This is a genomic window from Acinetobacter sp. AND/436 (assembly GCF_049546925.1).
GTDB lineage: Bacteria > Pseudomonadota > Gammaproteobacteria > Pseudomonadales > Moraxellaceae > Acinetobacter > Acinetobacter indicus.
Genome location: NZ_JBMXBO010000017.1, coordinates 45,000 through 63,471 on the forward strand (window position 1 = coordinate 45,000; position 18,472 = coordinate 63,471).

The 18,472-nt window shown below is 44.8% G+C and carries 15 protein-coding genes and 2 tRNA genes; 12 read left to right on the forward strand and 5 right to left on the reverse strand.

All coding sequences use genetic code 11. The annotated features are described in order from the left end of the window. Positions 1-60: 60 nt before the first annotated feature. The 4 genes from ACPEPR_RS12180 to pyrC all read right to left on the reverse strand — a co-directional run bounded on the left by ACPEPR_RS12180 (position 61) and on the right by pyrC (position 4,486). Complete coding sequence (locus ACPEPR_RS12180) at positions 61-2,556, reverse strand: TonB-dependent receptor plug domain-containing protein (RefSeq protein ID WP_423562493.1); 2,496 nt, start codon at positions 2,554-2,556, stop codon at positions 61-63. A 155-nt stretch (positions 2,557-2,711) separates the two neighbouring features. Continuing rightward, positions 2,712-2,787, reverse strand: a tRNA-Glu gene (locus ACPEPR_RS12185). Positions 2,788-2,807: 20 nt separating this feature from the next. After that, positions 2,808-3,467, reverse strand: a complete 660-nt coding sequence (gene rnt, locus ACPEPR_RS12190; RefSeq protein WP_075167718.1) for a ribonuclease T — start codon at positions 3,465-3,467, stop codon at positions 2,808-2,810. Continuing rightward, positions 3,452-4,486 (reverse strand): dihydroorotase, encoded by a 1,035-nt coding sequence (pyrC, locus tag ACPEPR_RS12195; RefSeq protein ID WP_034597856.1) that lies wholly within the window; start codon positions 4,484-4,486, stop codon positions 3,452-3,454. Before pyrC ends, rnt begins: the two co-directional genes overlap by 16 nt. Before the next feature lie 148 nt (positions 4,487-4,634). Between pyrC and ACPEPR_RS12200 the strand changes: the two genes are divergently transcribed. Further along, positions 4,635-5,906 (forward strand): GGDEF domain-containing protein, encoded by a 1,272-nt coding sequence (locus tag ACPEPR_RS12200; RefSeq protein WP_005179187.1) that lies wholly within the window; start codon positions 4,635-4,637, stop codon positions 5,904-5,906. A 58-nt stretch (positions 5,907-5,964) separates the two neighbouring features. Here ACPEPR_RS12200 and argG read toward each other — a convergent pair whose 3' ends face one another. Next, a complete protein-coding gene (argG, locus tag ACPEPR_RS12205; RefSeq protein WP_423562494.1) occupies positions 5,965-7,305 on the reverse strand; it encodes an argininosuccinate synthase in 1,341 nt (446 codons plus the stop codon). 221 nt (positions 7,306-7,526) lie between these two features. On the opposite strand from argG, the gene ACPEPR_RS12210 reads away from it, so the two are divergent. From ACPEPR_RS12210 to ACPEPR_RS12260, 11 genes are all read left to right on the forward strand, one after another. Continuing rightward, positions 7,527-7,880, forward strand: a complete 354-nt coding sequence (locus ACPEPR_RS12210) for a hypothetical protein (protein WP_168405574.1) — start codon at positions 7,527-7,529, stop codon at positions 7,878-7,880. 104 nt (positions 7,881-7,984) lie between these two features. After that, a complete protein-coding gene (locus ACPEPR_RS12215; protein WP_423562495.1) occupies positions 7,985-10,021 on the forward strand; it encodes an FAD-dependent oxidoreductase in 2,037 nt (678 codons plus the stop codon). Positions 10,022-10,108: 87 nt separating this feature from the next. Further along, a tRNA-Ser gene (locus ACPEPR_RS12220) sits at positions 10,109-10,198 on the forward strand. A gap of 220 nt (positions 10,199-10,418) precedes the next feature. After that, complete coding sequence (locus tag ACPEPR_RS12225; RefSeq protein WP_228151496.1) at positions 10,419-10,712, forward strand: DUF4298 domain-containing protein; 294 nt, start codon at positions 10,419-10,421, stop codon at positions 10,710-10,712. 118 nt (positions 10,713-10,830) lie between these two features. After that, positions 10,831-10,983, forward strand: coding sequence for a transposase (locus ACPEPR_RS12230; protein ID WP_410110900.1), 153 nt, complete (start codon positions 10,831-10,833; stop codon positions 10,981-10,983). Positions 10,984-11,176: 193 nt separating this feature from the next. Then, positions 11,177-11,413, forward strand: coding sequence for a hypothetical protein (locus ACPEPR_RS12235; protein WP_158650644.1), 237 nt, complete (start codon positions 11,177-11,179; stop codon positions 11,411-11,413). Positions 11,414-11,512: 99 nt separating this feature from the next. Further along, positions 11,513-12,730 carry a TolC family protein gene (locus ACPEPR_RS12240; protein ID WP_423562496.1) on the forward strand — a complete coding sequence of 406 codons (1,218 nt, stop codon included), beginning with the start codon at positions 11,513-11,515 and terminating at the stop codon, positions 12,728-12,730. 45 nt (positions 12,731-12,775) lie between these two features. Further along, on the forward strand, positions 12,776-15,010 hold the full coding sequence (locus ACPEPR_RS12245; protein ID WP_423562497.1) for a type I secretion system permease/ATPase: 2,235 nt from the start codon (positions 12,776-12,778) through the stop codon (positions 15,008-15,010). Between the two features lie 59 nt (positions 15,011-15,069). Continuing rightward, positions 15,070-16,308: an HlyD family type I secretion periplasmic adaptor subunit gene (locus ACPEPR_RS12250; protein ID WP_075167724.1), complete on the forward strand. Its 1,239-nt coding sequence runs from the start codon at positions 15,070-15,072 to the stop codon at positions 16,306-16,308. Positions 16,309-16,902: 594 nt separating this feature from the next. Continuing rightward, positions 16,903-17,853: an OmpA family protein gene (locus tag ACPEPR_RS12255; protein WP_423562498.1), complete on the forward strand. Its 951-nt coding sequence runs from the start codon at positions 16,903-16,905 to the stop codon at positions 17,851-17,853. Positions 17,854-17,926: 73 nt separating this feature from the next. After that, the coding region (locus ACPEPR_RS12260; protein WP_423562499.1) for a hypothetical protein at positions 17,927-18,472 on the forward strand (546 nt) is incomplete at its 3' end.

Here is an 18,472-nt window from a genome sequence, read left to right on the forward strand (position 1 = left end):
AATTACTGCAATTATAGCGGATGCACAGGCCAAAAGCGCAAGCCTGTGCATGTTTCCACGTTAGAACTTAAAGGTCACATCGGCAATAAACTGCCGGCCAATGTCGGGCTGGGCGCTGCCGCTGCTGTCAATAAAGCTGTTGGCACGGTTGGTGACATTGTTAATGGTCAGGCCGAAAATGGTTTGAGTATTTTTAAAAGATGGAATCCGGTAGCTGGCTTTCAAGTCCCAATAAAACTTGTTCTGGGTGGTGTAAGGCGTATAGGCATCATGCTGCACGCCCTGTGCGTCGGTATAGCCTTTGGCCTCACGTTTTAGGGCATCAACTTTACCCTGATAACTCAGGAAATGGCTGAGCGTTAGCGGCAGGCGGTCAAACTGCATCTCCCAGTTCAGACGCACGGTCCACGGCACATGAAACTCATGGGCAGGGCGATCCTCGGCATCAATCAGTTGCCCCTTATAATAGACTTGCGGGGTGGCGGTCAGAATATCGGTACTGTCGTAATGATCAAAATTGCGCGTGGTTTCGGTATAGTCTGCATTCAGGGCCAGACGATGCTGTGCACCTAAAAATGCCAGTGGCGCCAGGTTGCGGATGGAAAGTGAATAAATATCGGATGCAGAGCGACCGCGATTGTCATAGCTATAACTCAGATCTTCCAGATTCATTTTAGTTTTACGTAACTGGTCCTGATTGTCACGGTTGACCCATTTCAGGCTGAGTGCGGTATTGTTCAGTTTGGAACTCAGGCCGAGTACGGTTTCATCGCTATACGGGGTTTGTAGCTTGGAGCGATAGGTGAAACTGGTCTTTCCTGCGGTTTTGGGTGTCCAGCCTTGTTCCAGCTGCGCGCGTGTATATTTTTGCTCAAACTGGTCAATCCGGTCATTCAGTTCATTCACAAACGCATTTAGCCCGTAATAGCGGTTCCAGCCACCCAACAGGGTTAAGCGCTCATTACCAAAAGGACGGATTTCTAGTGCGGTTCTGGGGGCAACATTGTTCTGTTTGTGAATGGAGTCATAGTCATTCCGGAAGCCCAGGGTCGCGGTCAGATAGTGATTCCAGTGAATCTGGTCTTCAATAAAGGCATGCCAGCGATCCTGACGGATATCCAGCTGACCGGCATAATAGCTGGTTTTGCTGCTTAAATACTGGCCTTGATATTTACCATCCAGACTCGGTGCAGTATCACAGGCATCATAACTTGTACCATTATCAGACTGGCAGTCGGCACCGTTTAAATTTAAAGGCGTAGCATATACGTGGGCAGTTTCAGGACGTTGCCAGTAGGCTTTATAATGGCCATAGCCGGCTCCGATTTTAAACTGATGCCGTAAAGATGCGGTTTCAATCGGCTCAAACAGGGCTTTAATGGTGTATTCCAGCCGGCTTTCTTGCTGCTTTAAGCCGCCCATATGACCTTCGAAACTATATTTGTCCTTGCCCCAGTTTTTGCTGCTCGAGTTGAGCCAGCTATAGTGGTTCTGGGCGGCCTGACGTCCTGCTTGCTGGCGTTGATAATTTAGCTGCTGGGTCAGCAAGACACTGTCGAGCTGGTTGTTCAGATTAAAATACAGGTTCTGGCTGTTCGAGTGTTGGGTCGATTCAGAATCACGGATATTGGATTTAAAATACAGTCCATCATTTTCCAAAAAGCTCGCGCCCAGCTTAAACGAGGTACGTTCAGAGGGATCATAAAATAATTCCACACCGGCATTGCGGGCCTGACGTTGCTGTTCAAATTGCCCTGATTCGGCAAAATCTGTTTTTAAGGGAATGGCTGAATGCCGGTATGAAGCAAAGGCATTAAAACCCCATTGTTCACTGAGCCGGCCATAACTGTTCAGGCTGATGCCCTGTTTGGTGAAGTAGGGCTGTGCCGATTCATCGCTCGAATCTTCAAAAGCATCACGGCTATCCTGAGAGGGGAAATTGACTTTTGACCAGGCATCCGAGGTGTAGTCATAACTGAGCGAACCGTGAATTTTACCAATTTCGGTTTGCGGAGCGCAGGTTTCGGCAGAAACCACGCCGCCGGTAAATTCTCCATATTCCGCCCCGACATTACTGTCTAACACGGTCAGTTTGCACAGTAGGTCGGTATTAATGGCAGCGGCCTGTGAATTGCCCATCAGCTGGTTAGGATGATTGGATTGCTGTGCCCCCACCGGATTAATCGTATTGTTGATGGCGAGGCCATTGATCAGAATCTTGTTATCGTAAGCCAATCCGCCATTAATACTGATATCGGCCGCGTTCAGTTCACCTTGCTGCAAGCTGCTGCGAAAGCGGTGACCTAGCTGCACGTTCGGATTCACCTTTAAAAAGTCGGTGATGTTCTTGCTGCTATTCGGGCTTTTCTTTAAATCTTCCTGTTTATAGACTGTTTTTCCCAGCGCATTTTCCTCTTTGGCCTCGACCACAATGGTCGACAGTTTGAGCGAGGGAGAGAGGGTGGTAGGTTCTGATTCTTGAATCTGTTCAGCAAAACTAAGGGAGCTGAAGCTGCTTAAAATGGCCACAGACAAGCTGGAATAGGTAAAACGCATGAGATGTGTTTTTTGTAAAAGATAATGCAAGCGATTATCATTAAATTTATGGGCTTAATCAATAGAAATGAGAATTATTTGCAATAACAGCTTAAATAGACAACAGTGCTGTGCAAAGAAGAATGAATAACAAACAGGAGGGGAGAGAAATGAGATGGCGTCCCTACGGGGATTCGAACCCCGGTTACCGCCGTGAAAGGGCGATGTCCTAGGCCTCTAGACGATAGGGACGTTTAGAAGATGGCGGTATCTTATTGATCCGCCACCAAGGTGTCAAGTAGATGTGGGGTGAGTTTGTTTAAAATATAACAGAACAGTTCCGCGGTCTTTTGTGTGTCGTACAGGGCAGAGTGCGCTTCTTTGCCATCAAATTCAATGCCGGCCTGAATACAGGATTTGGCCAGTACCGTTTGACCGAACATCACTGCGCTTAAGGTTACGGTATCGAGTACGGAAAAGCTATGAAACGGATTCTGGTTTTTGGTACTGGTACGGGCAATGGCCGCCTGTAAAAAGCCCAGATCAAAATGCGCATTGTGGCCGACCAGCACTGCATGAGTACAGTTTTGCTGGCGACGCACTTCATTCACGGATTTAAAAATACGTTTCAGCGCCGTTTTTTCATCTTCAGCCATGGCCATACGCATCGGGTTGAACGGATCAATCCCGATAAAGTCGAGTGAACGACGGTCCAGATTGGCACCTTCAAACGGATTAATATGCGCATGATAGGCCTGACCCGGAACAAAATGGCCTTCCGCATTAAACACAATTGGAATGGCGGCTATTTCAAGTAAGGCATCGGTTTGCGAATTAAAACCTGCTGTTTCGACATCGACCACAACAGGTAAGAATCCACGGAAACGCTGACCAATTAAAGGTAGAGTTTCGTCTGTCACACTTTTCTCCATTGGATGGTTTGACCGGCATATAGCGGAACAATCTGTTCACCATCCAAATAGTCTAAACTTGCAGGAATCACTTGGTCTTCTTTAACCAGGGTAATCGTACCAGTATTACGCGGCAAACCATAGAAGTCTGCGCCAAAGTGGCTGGCAAAACCTTCTAGGCGGTCCAGTTTACCGACCTGGTCAAAGGCTTGCGCATACAGCTCAATGGCGGTTGGTGCGCTATAGCAGCCGGCACAGCCGCAGGCATTTTCTTTGGCATTTTTAGAATGCGGCGCGCTGTCGGTTCCGAGGAAGAATTTCGGATTGCCACTGGTCGCCACTTCCAGCAAAGTCTGCTGATGGGTTTGACGTTTTAAAATAGGCAGGCAGTAGAAGTGTGGTTTAACCCCACCAACCAGCATGTCATTGCGGTTAAACAGCAAATGTTGCGGAGTAATGGTAGCGGCCACGTTGCGGTCCTGCTCCAGAACAAAGTGCGCTGCTTCGCTGGTGGTGATGTGTTCTAGCACCAGTTTCAGTTTCGGGAACTGTTTTAATAAAGGTGCCAACACTTCATCGAGGAAGCGTTTTTCACGGTCAAAAATATCGACATGCTGATGGGTTACTTCGCCGTGTAACAGCAGCGGCACCTGATGTTCTTCTAACTGTTCAATCACCGCATAGACTTTACGGATGTCGCTGACCCCATTGTCCGAGTTGGTGGTTGCACCGGCCGGATACAGCTTGATGGCATTGACATGCTCGGAGTCTTTAATTTTTTTCACTTCGGCTGGCGAAGTCTGATCGGTGAAATACAGTACCATGCGCGGATCAAACGCCACGCCTTCTGGCACATGCGCCATAATGCGTTCACGATAGCTGATCGCTTCTTCCACGGTTTTTACAGGCGGGACAAGATTCGGCATACAGATCGCACGTGCAAACTGTTTGGCAAGATCTGGAACTGTACGTTTTAATGCTAAACCGTCACGTAAGTGAGCATGCCAGTCATCTGGCTGTAAAAGAGTAATCGTATTCAAGGTGATGCCGATCGAAAAATAAATGGAATGATAATCTATAAACCTGACAATGATAACGTCAAATCTAGACAAAAGATGCCTTATATTGAATTAATTTTTATCATTTTGTGTTATTTTTAAGCGACTATAAAAATTATATTTTATGTCAATGGAATACAAATATAAGCTTGTCCAATTGCAATACGACAAGGAAAAAATAGAGGCACTGATTGCCCGGCAACGACGCAGCGCGGGTCAGGTGTTTCCGAAACAGCTGGAACAGGAATTTTGGCAGCAGTATTTGGAGCGTGCCCGGCATAATATTAACCAGTATTTCTGGTCGGGGGTGCTGGTCTATTTTATTCTGACCATGCTGGTCATTCCCGGGGATTACTGGATTATCCAGCCGCAACATTTCTGGCATGATTTTATCCGCTGTCTGCTCGGGCTACTCAATGGTGGTCTGTGTCTGCTGACGCTGTTTTTCTTTGCGCATTATAAAATCCTGCGGCGCTATTTTGCCTATGCCGCCATGGCGCTGGTGTTCTGGGCCATACTGTCGATGACCTGGCTGACCATGACTGTGTATACCGAAGCACTGAAATATCAGGCCATGATGATCATCTGTATCATTTATATCATGGGCTATGTGCTGACCGGAGTAAAACCGTTTCATATGCTGCTGACTGGGTTAATGGCGGCAGTCATGACCATGGTCATGCTGTTTACCTTTTACATTCCAATTGATGTGATGGTGATGGCGCGGGTGCTCATCGGCAGCGTAGTGATGGGTTTTTTAATGAGTAAAATGCTGTGTACCCGAGAGCGGATGATCTTTCTGGTGATGCAGCAGGCGAAACTCGGCGAGAAAATTAACCGGATTAACAGTGAAGAATTGCTGCATTTAAGCCAGCATGATGCACTGACCAAAGTGTCGAACCGGCGTAACTTTGATGAAATGCTGAACAGCTATTATGAGCAGGCGCGGCATGATGAACGGCCCTTGTCCTTGCTATTTATTGATGTCGATTTCTTTAAGCTGTTTAATGATTTTTATGGCCATCAAAAAGGTGATGAAGTCATTTCATCAGTGGCCAAGTCCATTAAAGACGCGATTCGGCATATGGATTTTGTGGCGCGTTATGGCGGCGAAGAATTTGTGGTGTTGCTGCCTGAAACTGATGCGCATGGTGCTTATGCGGTGGCGTCAAATATTTTTAGGGCGATTGAACGGCTGGCCATTCCACATGAAAAATCCAGTGTGTCCGATATCATTACTATCAGCCTGGGTTTTACCGTGTATAAAGGCGAGCTCGAGATTTCCAAGGATGATCTGATTAGCCGTGCCGACCAGGCGCTGTACCGGGCGAAAAAACTCGGCCGGAACCAGATTTATTATCAGACCGCGCAGGTCAGCGATATTCTGCAAGGTTTAGAATAAATCCCAAACAGCAAGTACAAAAAAACCGCCCCGAAGGCGGTTTTTTCATAGAGACAACTTATTTCTTGTCTTTTAATTGTGGAACAGCAGAACCTGTACCCACGGCCAGTAAACCGGCACCGGTATAAATGCCAAGTTTTTGACGGGTATCGGTAATGTCCAGGTTACGCATGGTTAACTGACCAATACGGTCCATTGGCGTGAACATTGAATCACCTTTTTCCATGGTCAAACGCTCAGCTTCATAGGTGAGGTTTTCAGATTCAGTATTCATGATGGTGTAGTCATTACCACGACGCAGTTCTAAAGTCACCGTACCAGTAATGGCTTTCGCAACCCAACGCTGTGCAGTTTCACGCAGCATCAGTGCTTGAGAATCGAACCAGCGGCCTTGATACAGTAAACGGCCTAAACGTAAACCGTTAATACGGTATTGTTCGATGGTGTCTTCGTTATGAATACCTGTCACTAAACGCTCGTAAGCGATGTGCAGCAGCGCCATACCCGGAGCCTCGTAAATACCACGAGATTTCGCTTCAATGATACGGTTTTCGATCTGATCCGACATCCCCAGACCGTGACGGCCACCAATGCGGTTGGCTTCCAGAATGAACTCTACCGGATCTTCGATACGACGGCCATTCAGTGCAACCGGGAAACCTTCTTCAAAGGTAATTGAAACTTCTTCAGGTGCAATTTCAACGTCATCTTTCCAGAACGCAACGCCCATGATTGGCTCAACAATCTTGATACCGGCATTCAGGTATTCCAGATCTTTGGCTTCGTGCGTTGCACCCAGCATGTTCGAGTCAGTCGAGTAGGCTTTTTCTTTTGACATTTTATAGTCGAAGCCGTTGTCGATCAGGAACTGTGACATTTCTGCACGGCCGCCTAGCTCATCAATAAAGGTCTGGTCTAACCACGGCTTGTAAATTTTGAGCGCCGGGTTGGTCAGTAAGCCGTAACGGTAGAAACGCTCGATGTCGTTACCTTTATAGGTTGAACCATCACCCCAGATGTTCACGTCATCTTCTTTCATGGCAGTAACCAGCATGGTCCCGGTAACTGCACGGCCTAGTGGTGTGGTGTTGAAGTAAGGCACACCACCTGTTGAAATGTGGAACGCGCCACACTGAATTGCAGCAATACCTTCAAGTGCAAGCTGTAAACGGCAGTCGATTAAGCGTGCTTTTGCTGCGCCATAGGCTTCCGCTTTCTTCGGAATAGCATCGTAATCATCTTCATCTGGCTGACCCAAGTTTGCTGTGTAGGCATAAGGTTCAGCGCCTTTTTGTTTCATCCACAATAAAGCAGCAGAAGTATCTAGACCACCAGAGAAGGCGATACCCACTTTTTTGCCTACTGGTACGCTTTGCAAGATCGTTGCATTATCAGTCATTGCGAGTCCTAACTTATGAATATAGGCAACCAAAATGGTGGCCAAGGAGAATTCGAAAATGGCGCTATTGTAGCACTTTTCCGAAACGATGTTTTCTGAAAAATTTGCTTTCTGAAAAAAGTTAGACTTTTTTCATCGGTTTCAGTTTATTTTCGGCCACAGCAGCCCATTCCTGGCTTGAGTATGATAGAACAATTCATAACCCTAGAGAGGAAATGCCGATGCAGCCCAATGTCACACCGCCCCCATTGATCCCCAACAATAACCGCAATGAAACCCTGGCGCTGGTTCATGGTATTTATGCCGGTTTACTCAGTTTTAGTGCGGTGGTGTTCCTGTATCTGGAATATCAGCAGCGCAGTATTGCCACAGTCAATTTAGTGATTGTGATGGCCTTGATGCTGCTGTTGATTTATCTGAATATCAGCGCCTGTTTAAAAGTGAAACGGGGCGATGGTGAAGGACGCACACTGTCGCGTATTTTGGCCGTGCTAATGTTATTAAGCTTTCCAATTGGCACGGTGCTCGGTGCAATTGCACTATGGAAAAGCAGCAGCAAGCAGTGGCAGAACTGACATTGGCAGTTTGTCATGATAATTTTTTGAAAATGCCATAAACAAATAATAAAAAATCGCTACAGTATTATGCAACAAGTTGCAAAGCCAGCGTACAGGAATACATGATGACAACAAGCTATGCACATCTGCTCAGTCCATTACATTTAGGTTTTACTACCCTGAAAAACCGGGTGGTGATGGGGTCCATGCATACCGGTCTGGAAGACCGTTTTTATAATTATCCGAAACTGGCGGCCTATTTTGGTGAGCGTGCCAAAGGCGGCGTTGGCCTGATTATTACGGGCGGGATTTCCCCGAACCGTCAGGGCTGGTTATTACCGGCCGGCGGCACCATGAATACCTTGGGGGATATTGCACCGCATCGACTGGTGACACATGCGGTACATAAGCATGGCGCCAAAATCCTGTTGCAGATTCTGCATGCCGGCCGTTATGGCTATCAGCCTTTTGTGGTGTCGGCTAGCCCGATTAAATCGCCAATTTCACCATTTAAACCGCGCCAACTCAGCGATAAACAGATTTTAAACACCATTCAGGACTATGTGAAAACCGCCAGTCTGGCCAAAAAAGCCGGTTATGATGGCGTGGAAATCATGGGTTCTGAAGGCTATTTGCTAAACCAGTTTTTAAGCCGTCATGTCAATCAGCGCAATGACCGTTGGGGTGGCCCGATTGAAAACCGAATGCGCTTTGCTGTGGAAATTGTCAAAGCCATTCGTGCAGAAATTGGCGATAAGTTTATTATCTGTTTCCGTCTGTCGATGCTGGATCTGGTACATGATGGCAACACTATGGATGAAGTCATCACGGTAGCCAAAGCTTTGGAACAGGCCGGTGTGACTTTACTGAATACCGGTATTGGCTGGCATGAAGCGCGTATTCCGACCATTGTGACTTCGGTGCCGCGCGCGGCGTTTGTCGATTACACCGCAGCCGTGAAACAGCAAGTGTCGATTCCGGTGATTGCTTCTAACCGGATTAATATGCCAGATACGGCCGAAGAAATTCTGGCAGCGGGCAAAGCCGACATGATTCAGATGGCGCGTCCTTTACTGGCCGATGCTTTCTGGGTCAATAAAACAGCCACCAACCGGGTCGATGAAATCAATACCTGTATTGCTTGTAATCAGGCCTGTCTGGATCATACCTTTAAAAACCAGCGCGCGACCTGTCTGGTCAATCCGCGTGCAGGTTATGAAACCGAACTGGTCTATGTTAAAACCAAACAGCCAAAACGAATTGCCGTGGTGGGCGGTGGAGTCGCTGGTATGTCTGCTGCAACGGTGGCTGCAGGCCGTGGTCATCAGGTGACATTATTTGAAGCCAATGCCGATGTCGGCGGGCAGTTTAATCTGGCCAAAGTGATTCCGGGCAAAGAAGAATTCCACGAAACCATCCGCTATTTTAAGGTGCAACTGGAAAAAACCGGCGTAGATGTACGCCTGAATACCAAAGTCAACCGCGAGCAGCTGGAACGTGAAGGCTTTGATGAGGTGATTGTTGCCACTGGTGTGGTGCCACGTACACTCAATATTCCGGGCAGCGATTTACCCCAAGTTCTGTCTTATGCCGAAGTGCTGAATGGCGCGCCTGTCGGTAATAAAGTGGCGGTAATTGGCGCTGGCGGCATTGGCTTTGATGTGTCCGAGTTTTTATTAAAACCGGAGCAGCAGCCACAGCCGCAACCTGTGGAGGACTGGAAACGCGAGTGGGGCGTCGATTTAAATCCACACTATGTATCTGAAGGCGGTATGCAGGCACCGGAAATTCATCCCCCTGTGCGTGAAATTTATTTGTTGCAGCGTAAAACCACGCCATTGGGTGCCGGCTTAGGTAAAACCACCGGCTGGGTGCATCGTGCACAACTGAAAAAGCACGGCGTACGCATGTTACGCGGGGTGCAATATAAAGCCATTGGTGATGAAGGCTTATGGGTAGAAATGGATGGCCATGACCAGTTATTGCGAGTCGATACCGTGGTGGTCTGTGCCGGGCAGGAATCTGTTAAAGAGATTATGCCGGAAAATGGCCAGCAGACCTTGGCGCAATATCACATTATTGGCGGGGCAAAACTGGCGGCGGAACTGGATGCCAAGCGCGCCATTCGCGAAGGTGCTGAATTGGCCGCCAAACTTTAAACATTTGATGAAACAATATTCGTTTGAGTCACTTGAATGTAATTTTTACTTGTCAGATGGAAAAAAGCTTCGTATTATGGCGCACATGGAAGCGTGGCAGAGCGGTTTAATGCACCGGTCTTGAAAACCGACGAGGGTGTGAGTCCTCCGTGAGTTCGAATCTCACCGCTTCCGCCAAATTCAAAAAGCCCTGACAGTGTCAGGGCTTTTTTTATGCATATTGATTCTGGTTGGATTAATCAATATCTTCGTTTGCGGTATTTCGGCAGATAAATTTCCAGATGTTGAGCACGTCAAACATTATTAAACTATAGACTGCCCAGTGACATAACCACCATTCATCCCCCGCGTTGCATCCTTTACACTCAAAAGAAGAAAGACAACACAGGGCGGTATGATGAAATTCGATCCTCAATTGCTGCAGCAGAAATATGAACAATGGCGTAACTTGATGGAGCAGCTGGAGCAGACCCAGCAGCAATTACAGCAAGCAGAGCAGCTCTGGTCACAGTTGCAGGAATATTATCAGAGTGAACAGTGGCTGCAGGATGTAGAGCAGGATCTAAAAATTAAGTGTGGCGAAGGGCATTATTCTATTTTGGGTCAAGATACCTTGTGGAACGGCCTGGATGAGCGTAAACAGCTGGCTTTGCAACTGATGCGACTCAGTTTAAAAATACTGGAAAGCTAATTTTATTTTTAAAGCCGCCCTATCAAGGGATTTACGTAGTGTATCCAAATAGTCTATTGCCATTAAAAGCAAAAAACGTTGCAAACTGACTCCTGAGCTAAAGCTTTACAATCAAGAAATTAATAAAAGAAGAATTGGCATTGAGCATGTATTTGGTAGTTTAAAAACCTTCAAAATCCTTGCCGAGCGATATCGCAACCGAGGTAAAAGACTTGGTTTGAGATTCAATTTAATTGCGGGAATCTATAATATGGAACTGAGTAAAAAATGACTTATGAAAGAATTCTAATATATTAGTCATAATTTAGCTGCAATTTGTTTAATGGCAATATATTAATTAAAAAATCTATTTGATAGAGAGTGATTTGAAAGAAAAATAGAATATAGTTGAGTATTTGGATAATTATATACATGATCATTAAATAAATCATGATTTAAATAGAACGTTATATCAATGATAACCAGTGACGCTGATCAATCAATGCCTTGAACAATTCAAACCAAGGGATTATTCCATTTGGCTAGATGTGATGAAATCATTTGAATCTATTGGAAAAGTCTTAGAAGATAAGGTGAAGAAGAGCTTAAAAATGGTTGACACATTTGGGGGAACTGGAAAGAATTATGAAATCCATCAAACTTTTACAGCCGTCGCATACTTTTATGGAATTTACGGCCTTAAATACCGGGGGATGTCTTGAATCATTTATCTACTCATTTTGTCACGTATGAACAAGTGTAAAGTGTTTGCAAAACGGATTGGTGGAGATGCTGCAAAGATTCTTTTCACCGCATTGTGTTTGAGTTCCCTTGCCCAGGCCGCAGAGCTGCAAACGATTTTAAAAATGGCTTTACAGCAAGATCCGCTAATCATTGAGGCACAAGCCAATGAGCAGGCCGCTATCAGTAAAGTCAAAGAATCGCAGGCCTTGCATTATCCTGTTCTGGCTGTCACGGCCAATCAGATCCTTGGTCAATCTCATGAAAACCGTGCTGATTACACCAGTGAAGATTTGACTCCGGGATTGCGAGGAACTTTAAACCTGTACTCGTTTGGCGCAATTCGTGCCCAGATCGAGCGAGATAAAAATAAATCTGTTTACTATCAGCAAAAAACGGGTGAAACAGCAGAAGAACTGGGTTACACCATTGGCAGTGAATATATTAAAGCCTTGCGTGCCCAGGAATCTATAGCGGTACAAAACCGCAGTTTGGAGCGCCATAATAAATTTACCCGCGATATTGGCATTATTGTGCAATATGACCAGGGACGCCGTTCTGAACTTATTCAAGCCAAAGCACGACAAATGCAGGTCGAGCATATGATTAGTGGTTTGCAGCGTGAGCTTGGTTTTGCTTTAAGCAATTTAAAAAAATATACCCCGAATGTTAATCCCGAAGGTTTAAGTGATCCTTTTGCCCATTTTAGTGTGACAGATGTGGTGGAGCGTTATAGCCTGAGCGATAGCAGTCAACATCCTTCATTTCAGGCACAACAAGCGGAATTAGACAGTCTTCGCTCAGAACATAAATATCGTCAAACTAAACGCTACCCAAGTATTAATCTGGAAGGTAATGTCACCACTGAAGACCGAGAGATCTATTTGAGTATGGCTTGGGATGTGTTTAATCAGGGCGCCAAATATTCAGTAGAGCAGGGTGGGCAGTCGATTGTGGCTGCACAGGCACGATTAGGACAAATTCAACGTGATATTGAAGAGCGTGCCCGCACTGCAGAAATTGATATGTTTCAAAGCAAGCAAAAAATGGACATTAGCCGGCAACAAATTGCAGCATCACGTGATGTAGTCGTGGCCAATGAAAAGCAATTTAAGATTGCACGTAAAACCTTGGTTGATGTTTTAAATGCTTATAATGAACTGTCGGCGGTAGAAATGGCCTATGTGACGGCACAAAATGATTTCCGTATGGCTGCTTTGGCGTATTTACGTGCGCAAGGCAAAATTTCAAGCTGGGCGATGGCTGCACCTCATTCAAACTGGAAGGCACAGCCTTAATTTTAATCCCACTCTTGTGACAGCAGAAGGGTTGTTAAAACGATCATGAAATCCATCATTGAACATATTGCCTTGGTTACTCAGCTTTTGGGAACGCCTATTTCTGTAGCGACCTTAATGGCACAGGTGACCCATGATCAGAACCTGCAGGTGAATTATCATTCGCTGAGCGAGGTTTTAAAAACCCATGGTTTTGACAACACTTTGGCGCAACGCAGTTTGCAGGATATTCCATCTTTAGCAATGCCTGTAGTGATTGTATTACACGATGAAAATGCAGCTGTCATTACCAAAATTGAAGGGGTGGGTGATGAGCGGGTGTATCAAATTCAGCAGACTGATGGCTTAAAACAACAGCTGACACAAGCCCAACTAAGTGAATTGTATTTGGGATATTGCTGGTTTATTAAGCCCAAATTGGCCAGTGATTTGCGTTCAGAGCTACCTGAATATCACATGCCGAAAGCCTGGTTCTGGAAAGTCATCTGGCGTTTCCGTTTCTATTATTATCAGGTGATTTTAGCAACTTTTATTATCAACTTTTTGGCCTTGGTCAGTTCATTGTATGTGATGAATGTCTATGACCGTGTGATTCCGAATAAATCCTATGAAACGTTATGGGTACTCAGTATTGGGGTAGTTTTAGCCATTCTGTTTGAGTTTGTGGCTAAAATGATTCGTGGGCATTTAACCGATATTGCGGGTAAAAAAGCAGACCTGATTATCAGCTCGGCTATTTTTAGGCGGGTTATGAGTCTGGATTTGTCAGAAAAGCCTGCTTCGTCAGGGGCCTATGCCAATAACTTGCGTGAATTTGAGTCGGTACGTGATTTTATGACCAGCGCCAGTTTATTGGTGTTGGTGGATTTACCGTTCTTATTGCTGTTCATTACGGTCATTTGGCTCATCGCTGGTAAGTTGGCTTTGGTGCCATTAATTCTGATTCCTATTGTGATGCTGGTTGGTTTTTTAGCCCAAGGTCCATTGGCACGTTTTATTAATGAATCAATGCGTGAAGGTGCACAGCGTCAAGGTCTAGCAGTTGAAGCAATTGAAGGGATTGAAACCTTAAAAACCAATAATGCCGCCAGCTGGGCACAAGAAAAGTGGGATTTTTATACCGCCCGTAGTGCAGCATCCAGTATTAAAACCCGTGATTTAAGCAACTTTGTGGTGAATTTCTCTGTCGGGGTTCAACAATTGAATACGGTACTGCTGGTGATTGTCGGTACCTATTTAATTCATAGTCCAGATGCTAATTCTAAAATCACCATGGGTGCCTTGATTGCTGCAGTAATTCTCTCAGGGCGTGCACTGGCACCACTGGCACAAATTGCCAATCTGGCCATTCGCTTCCAGCAAGCCAAAGTCGGCATGCAAGGTTTGCAAAGTATTATTGACCGTAAAATTGAGCGTGACCCAGAACGTGAATACATTAGTCTGGAGGATGTGGCCGGTGAGTTAAATCTGCAACAGGTGAGCTTTAAATATCAGGATGATACGCCAGAGGTGGTCAAAGGCGTGCAATTGCAGCTGAAACCGGGTGAGAAAGTCGGGGTTTTGGGCAAAATTGGCAGTGGTAAAACCACCTTGCTTAAACTGGCCAGTGGTTTGTTTGAGCCGAGTCAGGGCAATATCACTTTGGATGGGGTGGATTTACGCCAACTTGATCCGAATTTTGTGCGTAATCAAATTGCCATGCTGGGACAATCTCCACGGTTGTTTTTAGGCAGTTTACGTGAAAATTTAGATTTGGCACGTCAAGATGGCTTTACAGGCAATCAGGATTTACTCAATGCACTGAAACGCTTTGGTTTAGAGCAGGTGATCCAAAACCATCCTAAAGGTCTGGATATGCCATTGGGTGAAGATGGGCAAGGCTTATCCGGCGGACAAAAACAAATTATTGCGCTGGCCCGTTTAACTTTACGCCATCCTAAAGTGGTGCTGTTAGATGAACCAACCACAGGATTGGATCAGGGCACCGAGCAGAAAGCCCTGAAAGCATTAGGGCAATGGTGTAAAGACAAAACCCTGTTGGTGGTGACACATCGTATGCAGGTGCTGAGTATTGTAGATCGGATTGTGGTGGTGGATCAGGGCAAAATTGTGATGGATGGTCCTCGTGATGCTGTGCTGAAAAAGCTGGCGCACAACGAACAAAAAGCGCGTATGACTGCACCACGCGTGATTCGACCTGCAGGGGCGAGCAGTTCAGCTCAAGTGAGCCAGGCAGTGACCCCAAATTCCGATACTGCAGCCACCTCTGAAAATGGTTAAGCCAACAGTGTGAAGCAAAATACCCCTGTGACATCGCCTGCAATAATTGAGAAAGATGTATGAAAGATAAACAAGCTCCGTCATCTGAGCAGATACATTCCAAAGACCTGAAGCTGGTTAATGATCTGAATGCAGCTTTGCAAAAAGAAAAGCATACAGGGCTGTTTTGGGTGATTGGTTTGCTGTTCGTGTTTTTAGTGGTCTTTGTGATTTGGGCCTATAACAGCACGGTCGAAGAAGTCACGCGTGGACAAGGCAGTGTAATTCCGACTAGCCGTGAACAGATTGTACAAAGTCTTGATCCTGGTACCATTAAAGAGATGCGGGTGCGTGAAGGGGATGTAGTTGAAAAAGGGCAAATTTTATTAACCTTGGACGATACAAGAAGTGCCGCGGTATTACGTGAAAGTGAAGCCAAGGTTGCTAACCTAGAAGCCATGGCGGCACGTTTACGTGCGGAATCTTATGGTACTGCGATACAGTTTCCCGCAGGGATTAGTTTAGACTTACAGCGCCGTGAGCGTGCTGCCTATGAAGCACGACGCCGTGCGGTAGAAGATGCAGTGTCTGGCCTAAGAACCAGCAAGTCGATGCTAGACCGTGAGATAGCTATTACTGCACCAATGGTGGCAGAAGGAGTAATGTCCGAGGTTGAATTGTTACGTATGCGTCGCCAGTCTTCGGACCTGGCCCTGCAAATAGATGACAAACGCAATCAGTATGCAGCAGAAGCCAACAATGAACTGGTACGGATTGAATCTGAACTGGCACAGGCCAAAGAAAATATGGCGATGCGAGCCGACCCGGTAGACCGTAGTTTAATACGCGCACCATTACGGGGGATTGTGAAAAACATTAAAATCAATACGGTCGGTGGTGTGGTTCAGGCGGGACAGGATATTATGGAAATTGTTCCGCTGGATGATAAATTGCTGGTAGAAGCTTATATTCGCCCTCAGGATGTTGCTTTTGTACGTCCAGGTTTAGATGCGATTGTAAAAATTACTGCTTATGACTATTCACTTTATGGTGGACTTGAAGGCAAAGTCACTTTAATCAGTCCAGATACCTTACGTGATAAAACCCGTCCAAGTGAGCTGAATTTGAATCCAGATGAAGCTTACTACCGGATTTTGGTCGAAACTAGCCAGAATGCTTTGACCGATAAAAATGGTCAACCAATGCCGATTATTCCAGGCATGATTGCGAGTGTGGATGTTAAAACTGGTGAAAAAACCATTCTGCAATACCTGATTAAACCGATCACACGAATGAAGCAAGCATTACAGGAGCGCTAAAGCATTATCCTTTCTCTTCTATCATTATGAAGTATATCTAAAATAAGTCAGGTTTTAAGCCTGGCTTTTTTTATTGACTATTTGTTAATTATTTTATTTTTATATGAATAAAATCAAAAAAGTAACTATAAATATTAATATTTTGACTATTACTTAAATGAAGCATCTTAAATCCATAATAAATTTAAGGTTATTTTAATGGCTTAACATTTTAAGAATTTAAAATAGCTTAATCCCATAATAAAGATATGGGATTGTTGTAAAGATATTAATATTTTGTTAAGTGCTATTGTTGTGTTTGAGATTGAGAATTGTAAATACAATTCGATTAATAAAGAGAATTGTTGCTATATTTTTAATCTTATATCCTTTAATGATAATGATTGTCAGGTTTCTGTGAGAATAATATTTAAAATACAAAAATCTTGAAGAAATTATATTTAATCCTCGATTTTTGTTAGATTTTTATTGTTTTATTTACTATTATGAAAGAGTAAGTGTTAATTCTGTCTCAGAAATTATATTTTTGTTGCTTTTGTTAGCAAAACTTAAATCTAGGTTTTAGTAAACTTGTGAAATTCGTGGGGGTTGACGATGGGTGCAAAGAAGCTGGTTAGTATTTTAGGTCTCTCATTGCTGGCAGTCGGTTGTAGTTCAACTGGACAGTTATCTTCTAATGAAAAATGGCGTAACTTCATTCCAAATGCCGCAATTGCAACTGAAAGTTTGACTTCAGAGCAGGTAATGGCAGTATTCATTCGTGAGCCAGGTGCTGTAGAAGGTACGGCAGCGAATATTTTTGTGGAGGGGAAATACCTGACCTCTTTACAATCGGGTGGTTATAAAGCAATTCCGTTATGTGCAATGCCAACCAATATCACTGTGGCATATACTGATATCAACCTAAATTATCCAATCCTGCGTGAGCAAAAAAACACCTTTGATTTGACCAACAATCGCATACATTATTTTTCGGTCATTCAAGCCGATGATCATCAACTGGCTCTTAAGCCTTTAACCGAGCAGCAAGCTCAGCAAGCTCTACAGCATACACAAGAACAAACTCATACTCTGCCTCGCCTAGAACAAAGCAGTATTTGTCCGAAAATAGTGTATCAGCAGGCTCAAGCCCCTCAGCCTGTTGTGAAAAAATACACTTTAGCTGCAAGTGCATTATTTGCCTATGGCAAGGCAGATTCACAAAACCTGTTACCGCAAGGACAGCGCGAGATTGCAATCATTGCAGCTGAAATCAAAAAAAATGCAGTTCATATTGGACAAATTGCGGTAATTGGTTACACCGATCCTGTTGGTTCAGAAGAATATAACCAGAGACTTTCCTTACAACGTGCACAGACAGTAAGACATCTATTGATTCAGCAAGGTGTGACGAATTCAAATATTTTGGTAGAAGGTCGTGGTGAGCACGAGCTTGTGGTGAGTGATTGTGATGCTCGCTTTGCAAATAATAAAACAGCCAGAGATGAATGTAACTTGCCGAACCGCCGTGTAGAGGTTGTGACATATGGTTTTAAAGCGCAATAAACCAACTTTTCCAGATTTAAATTTTTAAAAACATATTGATGCTTCTTGTTGTAACAAGATTGGGATGATGATTATGCAAAATCAAAATATTACTGTTAAGTTGCACAATGCCAACAAAGTGATTTCAACATTTCAGGCAACAAAAGGACCTGATCAGCCTGTGATTATTCAGGCAAAGAAAAATGTAAACTATGAATTTATTGATGCTGCTACCCAGTTTGCGCCAGAAAATATCAAAACAAAACGTGTCGGCAATGACCTGCATGTGGCTTTTGAAGATGATAGAAAGCATCCATTTGAGACGGATCTGATCATTGAAGATTATTACAATCAAGATGGAACAAGCACCAATTTATTAATTGGTTTGCATGAAAATGGTAGTTATTACGCCTATGTACCAGAAAGTGGTTTACAGGAACATGCGGTCAGTTTGCTCGCAGATGAAATTGCAGCAGGTCAGGCCTTAGGTGGTGAGCCTTTAGCGGCAGCAACCTATACCTTTAATCCATACTGGTTATTGGCATTAATTCCTTTGGCGGGGTTGGCAGCAGTTGCAAGTAACGACTCTTCTTCTAAGGGAGAAAAAGGAGCAACTGGCCCTGCTGGTCAGGACGGTGCG

Bases quoted from the DNA above. Each gene is read 5' to 3' on its own strand.
- ACPEPR_RS12180 (WP_423562493.1), bottom strand. From the start codon at position 2,556: ATGCGTTTTACCTATTCCAGCTTGTCTGTGGCCATTTTAAGCAGCTTC.
- rnt (WP_075167718.1), bottom strand. From the start codon at position 3,467: ATGGAGAAAAGTGTGACAGACGAAACTCTACCTTTAATTGGTCAGCGT.
- ACPEPR_RS12200 (WP_005179187.1), top strand. From the start codon at position 4,635: ATGGAATACAAATATAAGCTTGTCCAATTGCAATACGACAAGGAAAAA.
- argG (WP_423562494.1), bottom strand. From the start codon at position 7,305: ATGACTGATAATGCAACGATCTTGCAAAGCGTACCAGTAGGCAAAAAA.
- ACPEPR_RS12210 (WP_168405574.1), top strand. From the start codon at position 7,527: ATGCAGCCCAATGTCACACCGCCCCCATTGATCCCCAACAATAACCGC.
- ACPEPR_RS12215 (WP_423562495.1), top strand. From the start codon at position 7,985: ATGATGACAACAAGCTATGCACATCTGCTCAGTCCATTACATTTAGGT.
- ACPEPR_RS12225 (WP_228151496.1), top strand. From the start codon at position 10,419: ATGAAATTCGATCCTCAATTGCTGCAGCAGAAATATGAACAATGGCGT.
- ACPEPR_RS12245 (WP_423562497.1), top strand. From the start codon at position 12,776: ATGAAATCCATCATTGAACATATTGCCTTGGTTACTCAGCTTTTGGGA.
- ACPEPR_RS12250 (WP_075167724.1), top strand. From the start codon at position 15,070: ATGAAAGATAAACAAGCTCCGTCATCTGAGCAGATACATTCCAAAGAC.
- ACPEPR_RS12255 (WP_423562498.1), top strand. From the start codon at position 16,903: ATGGGTGCAAAGAAGCTGGTTAGTATTTTAGGTCTCTCATTGCTGGCA.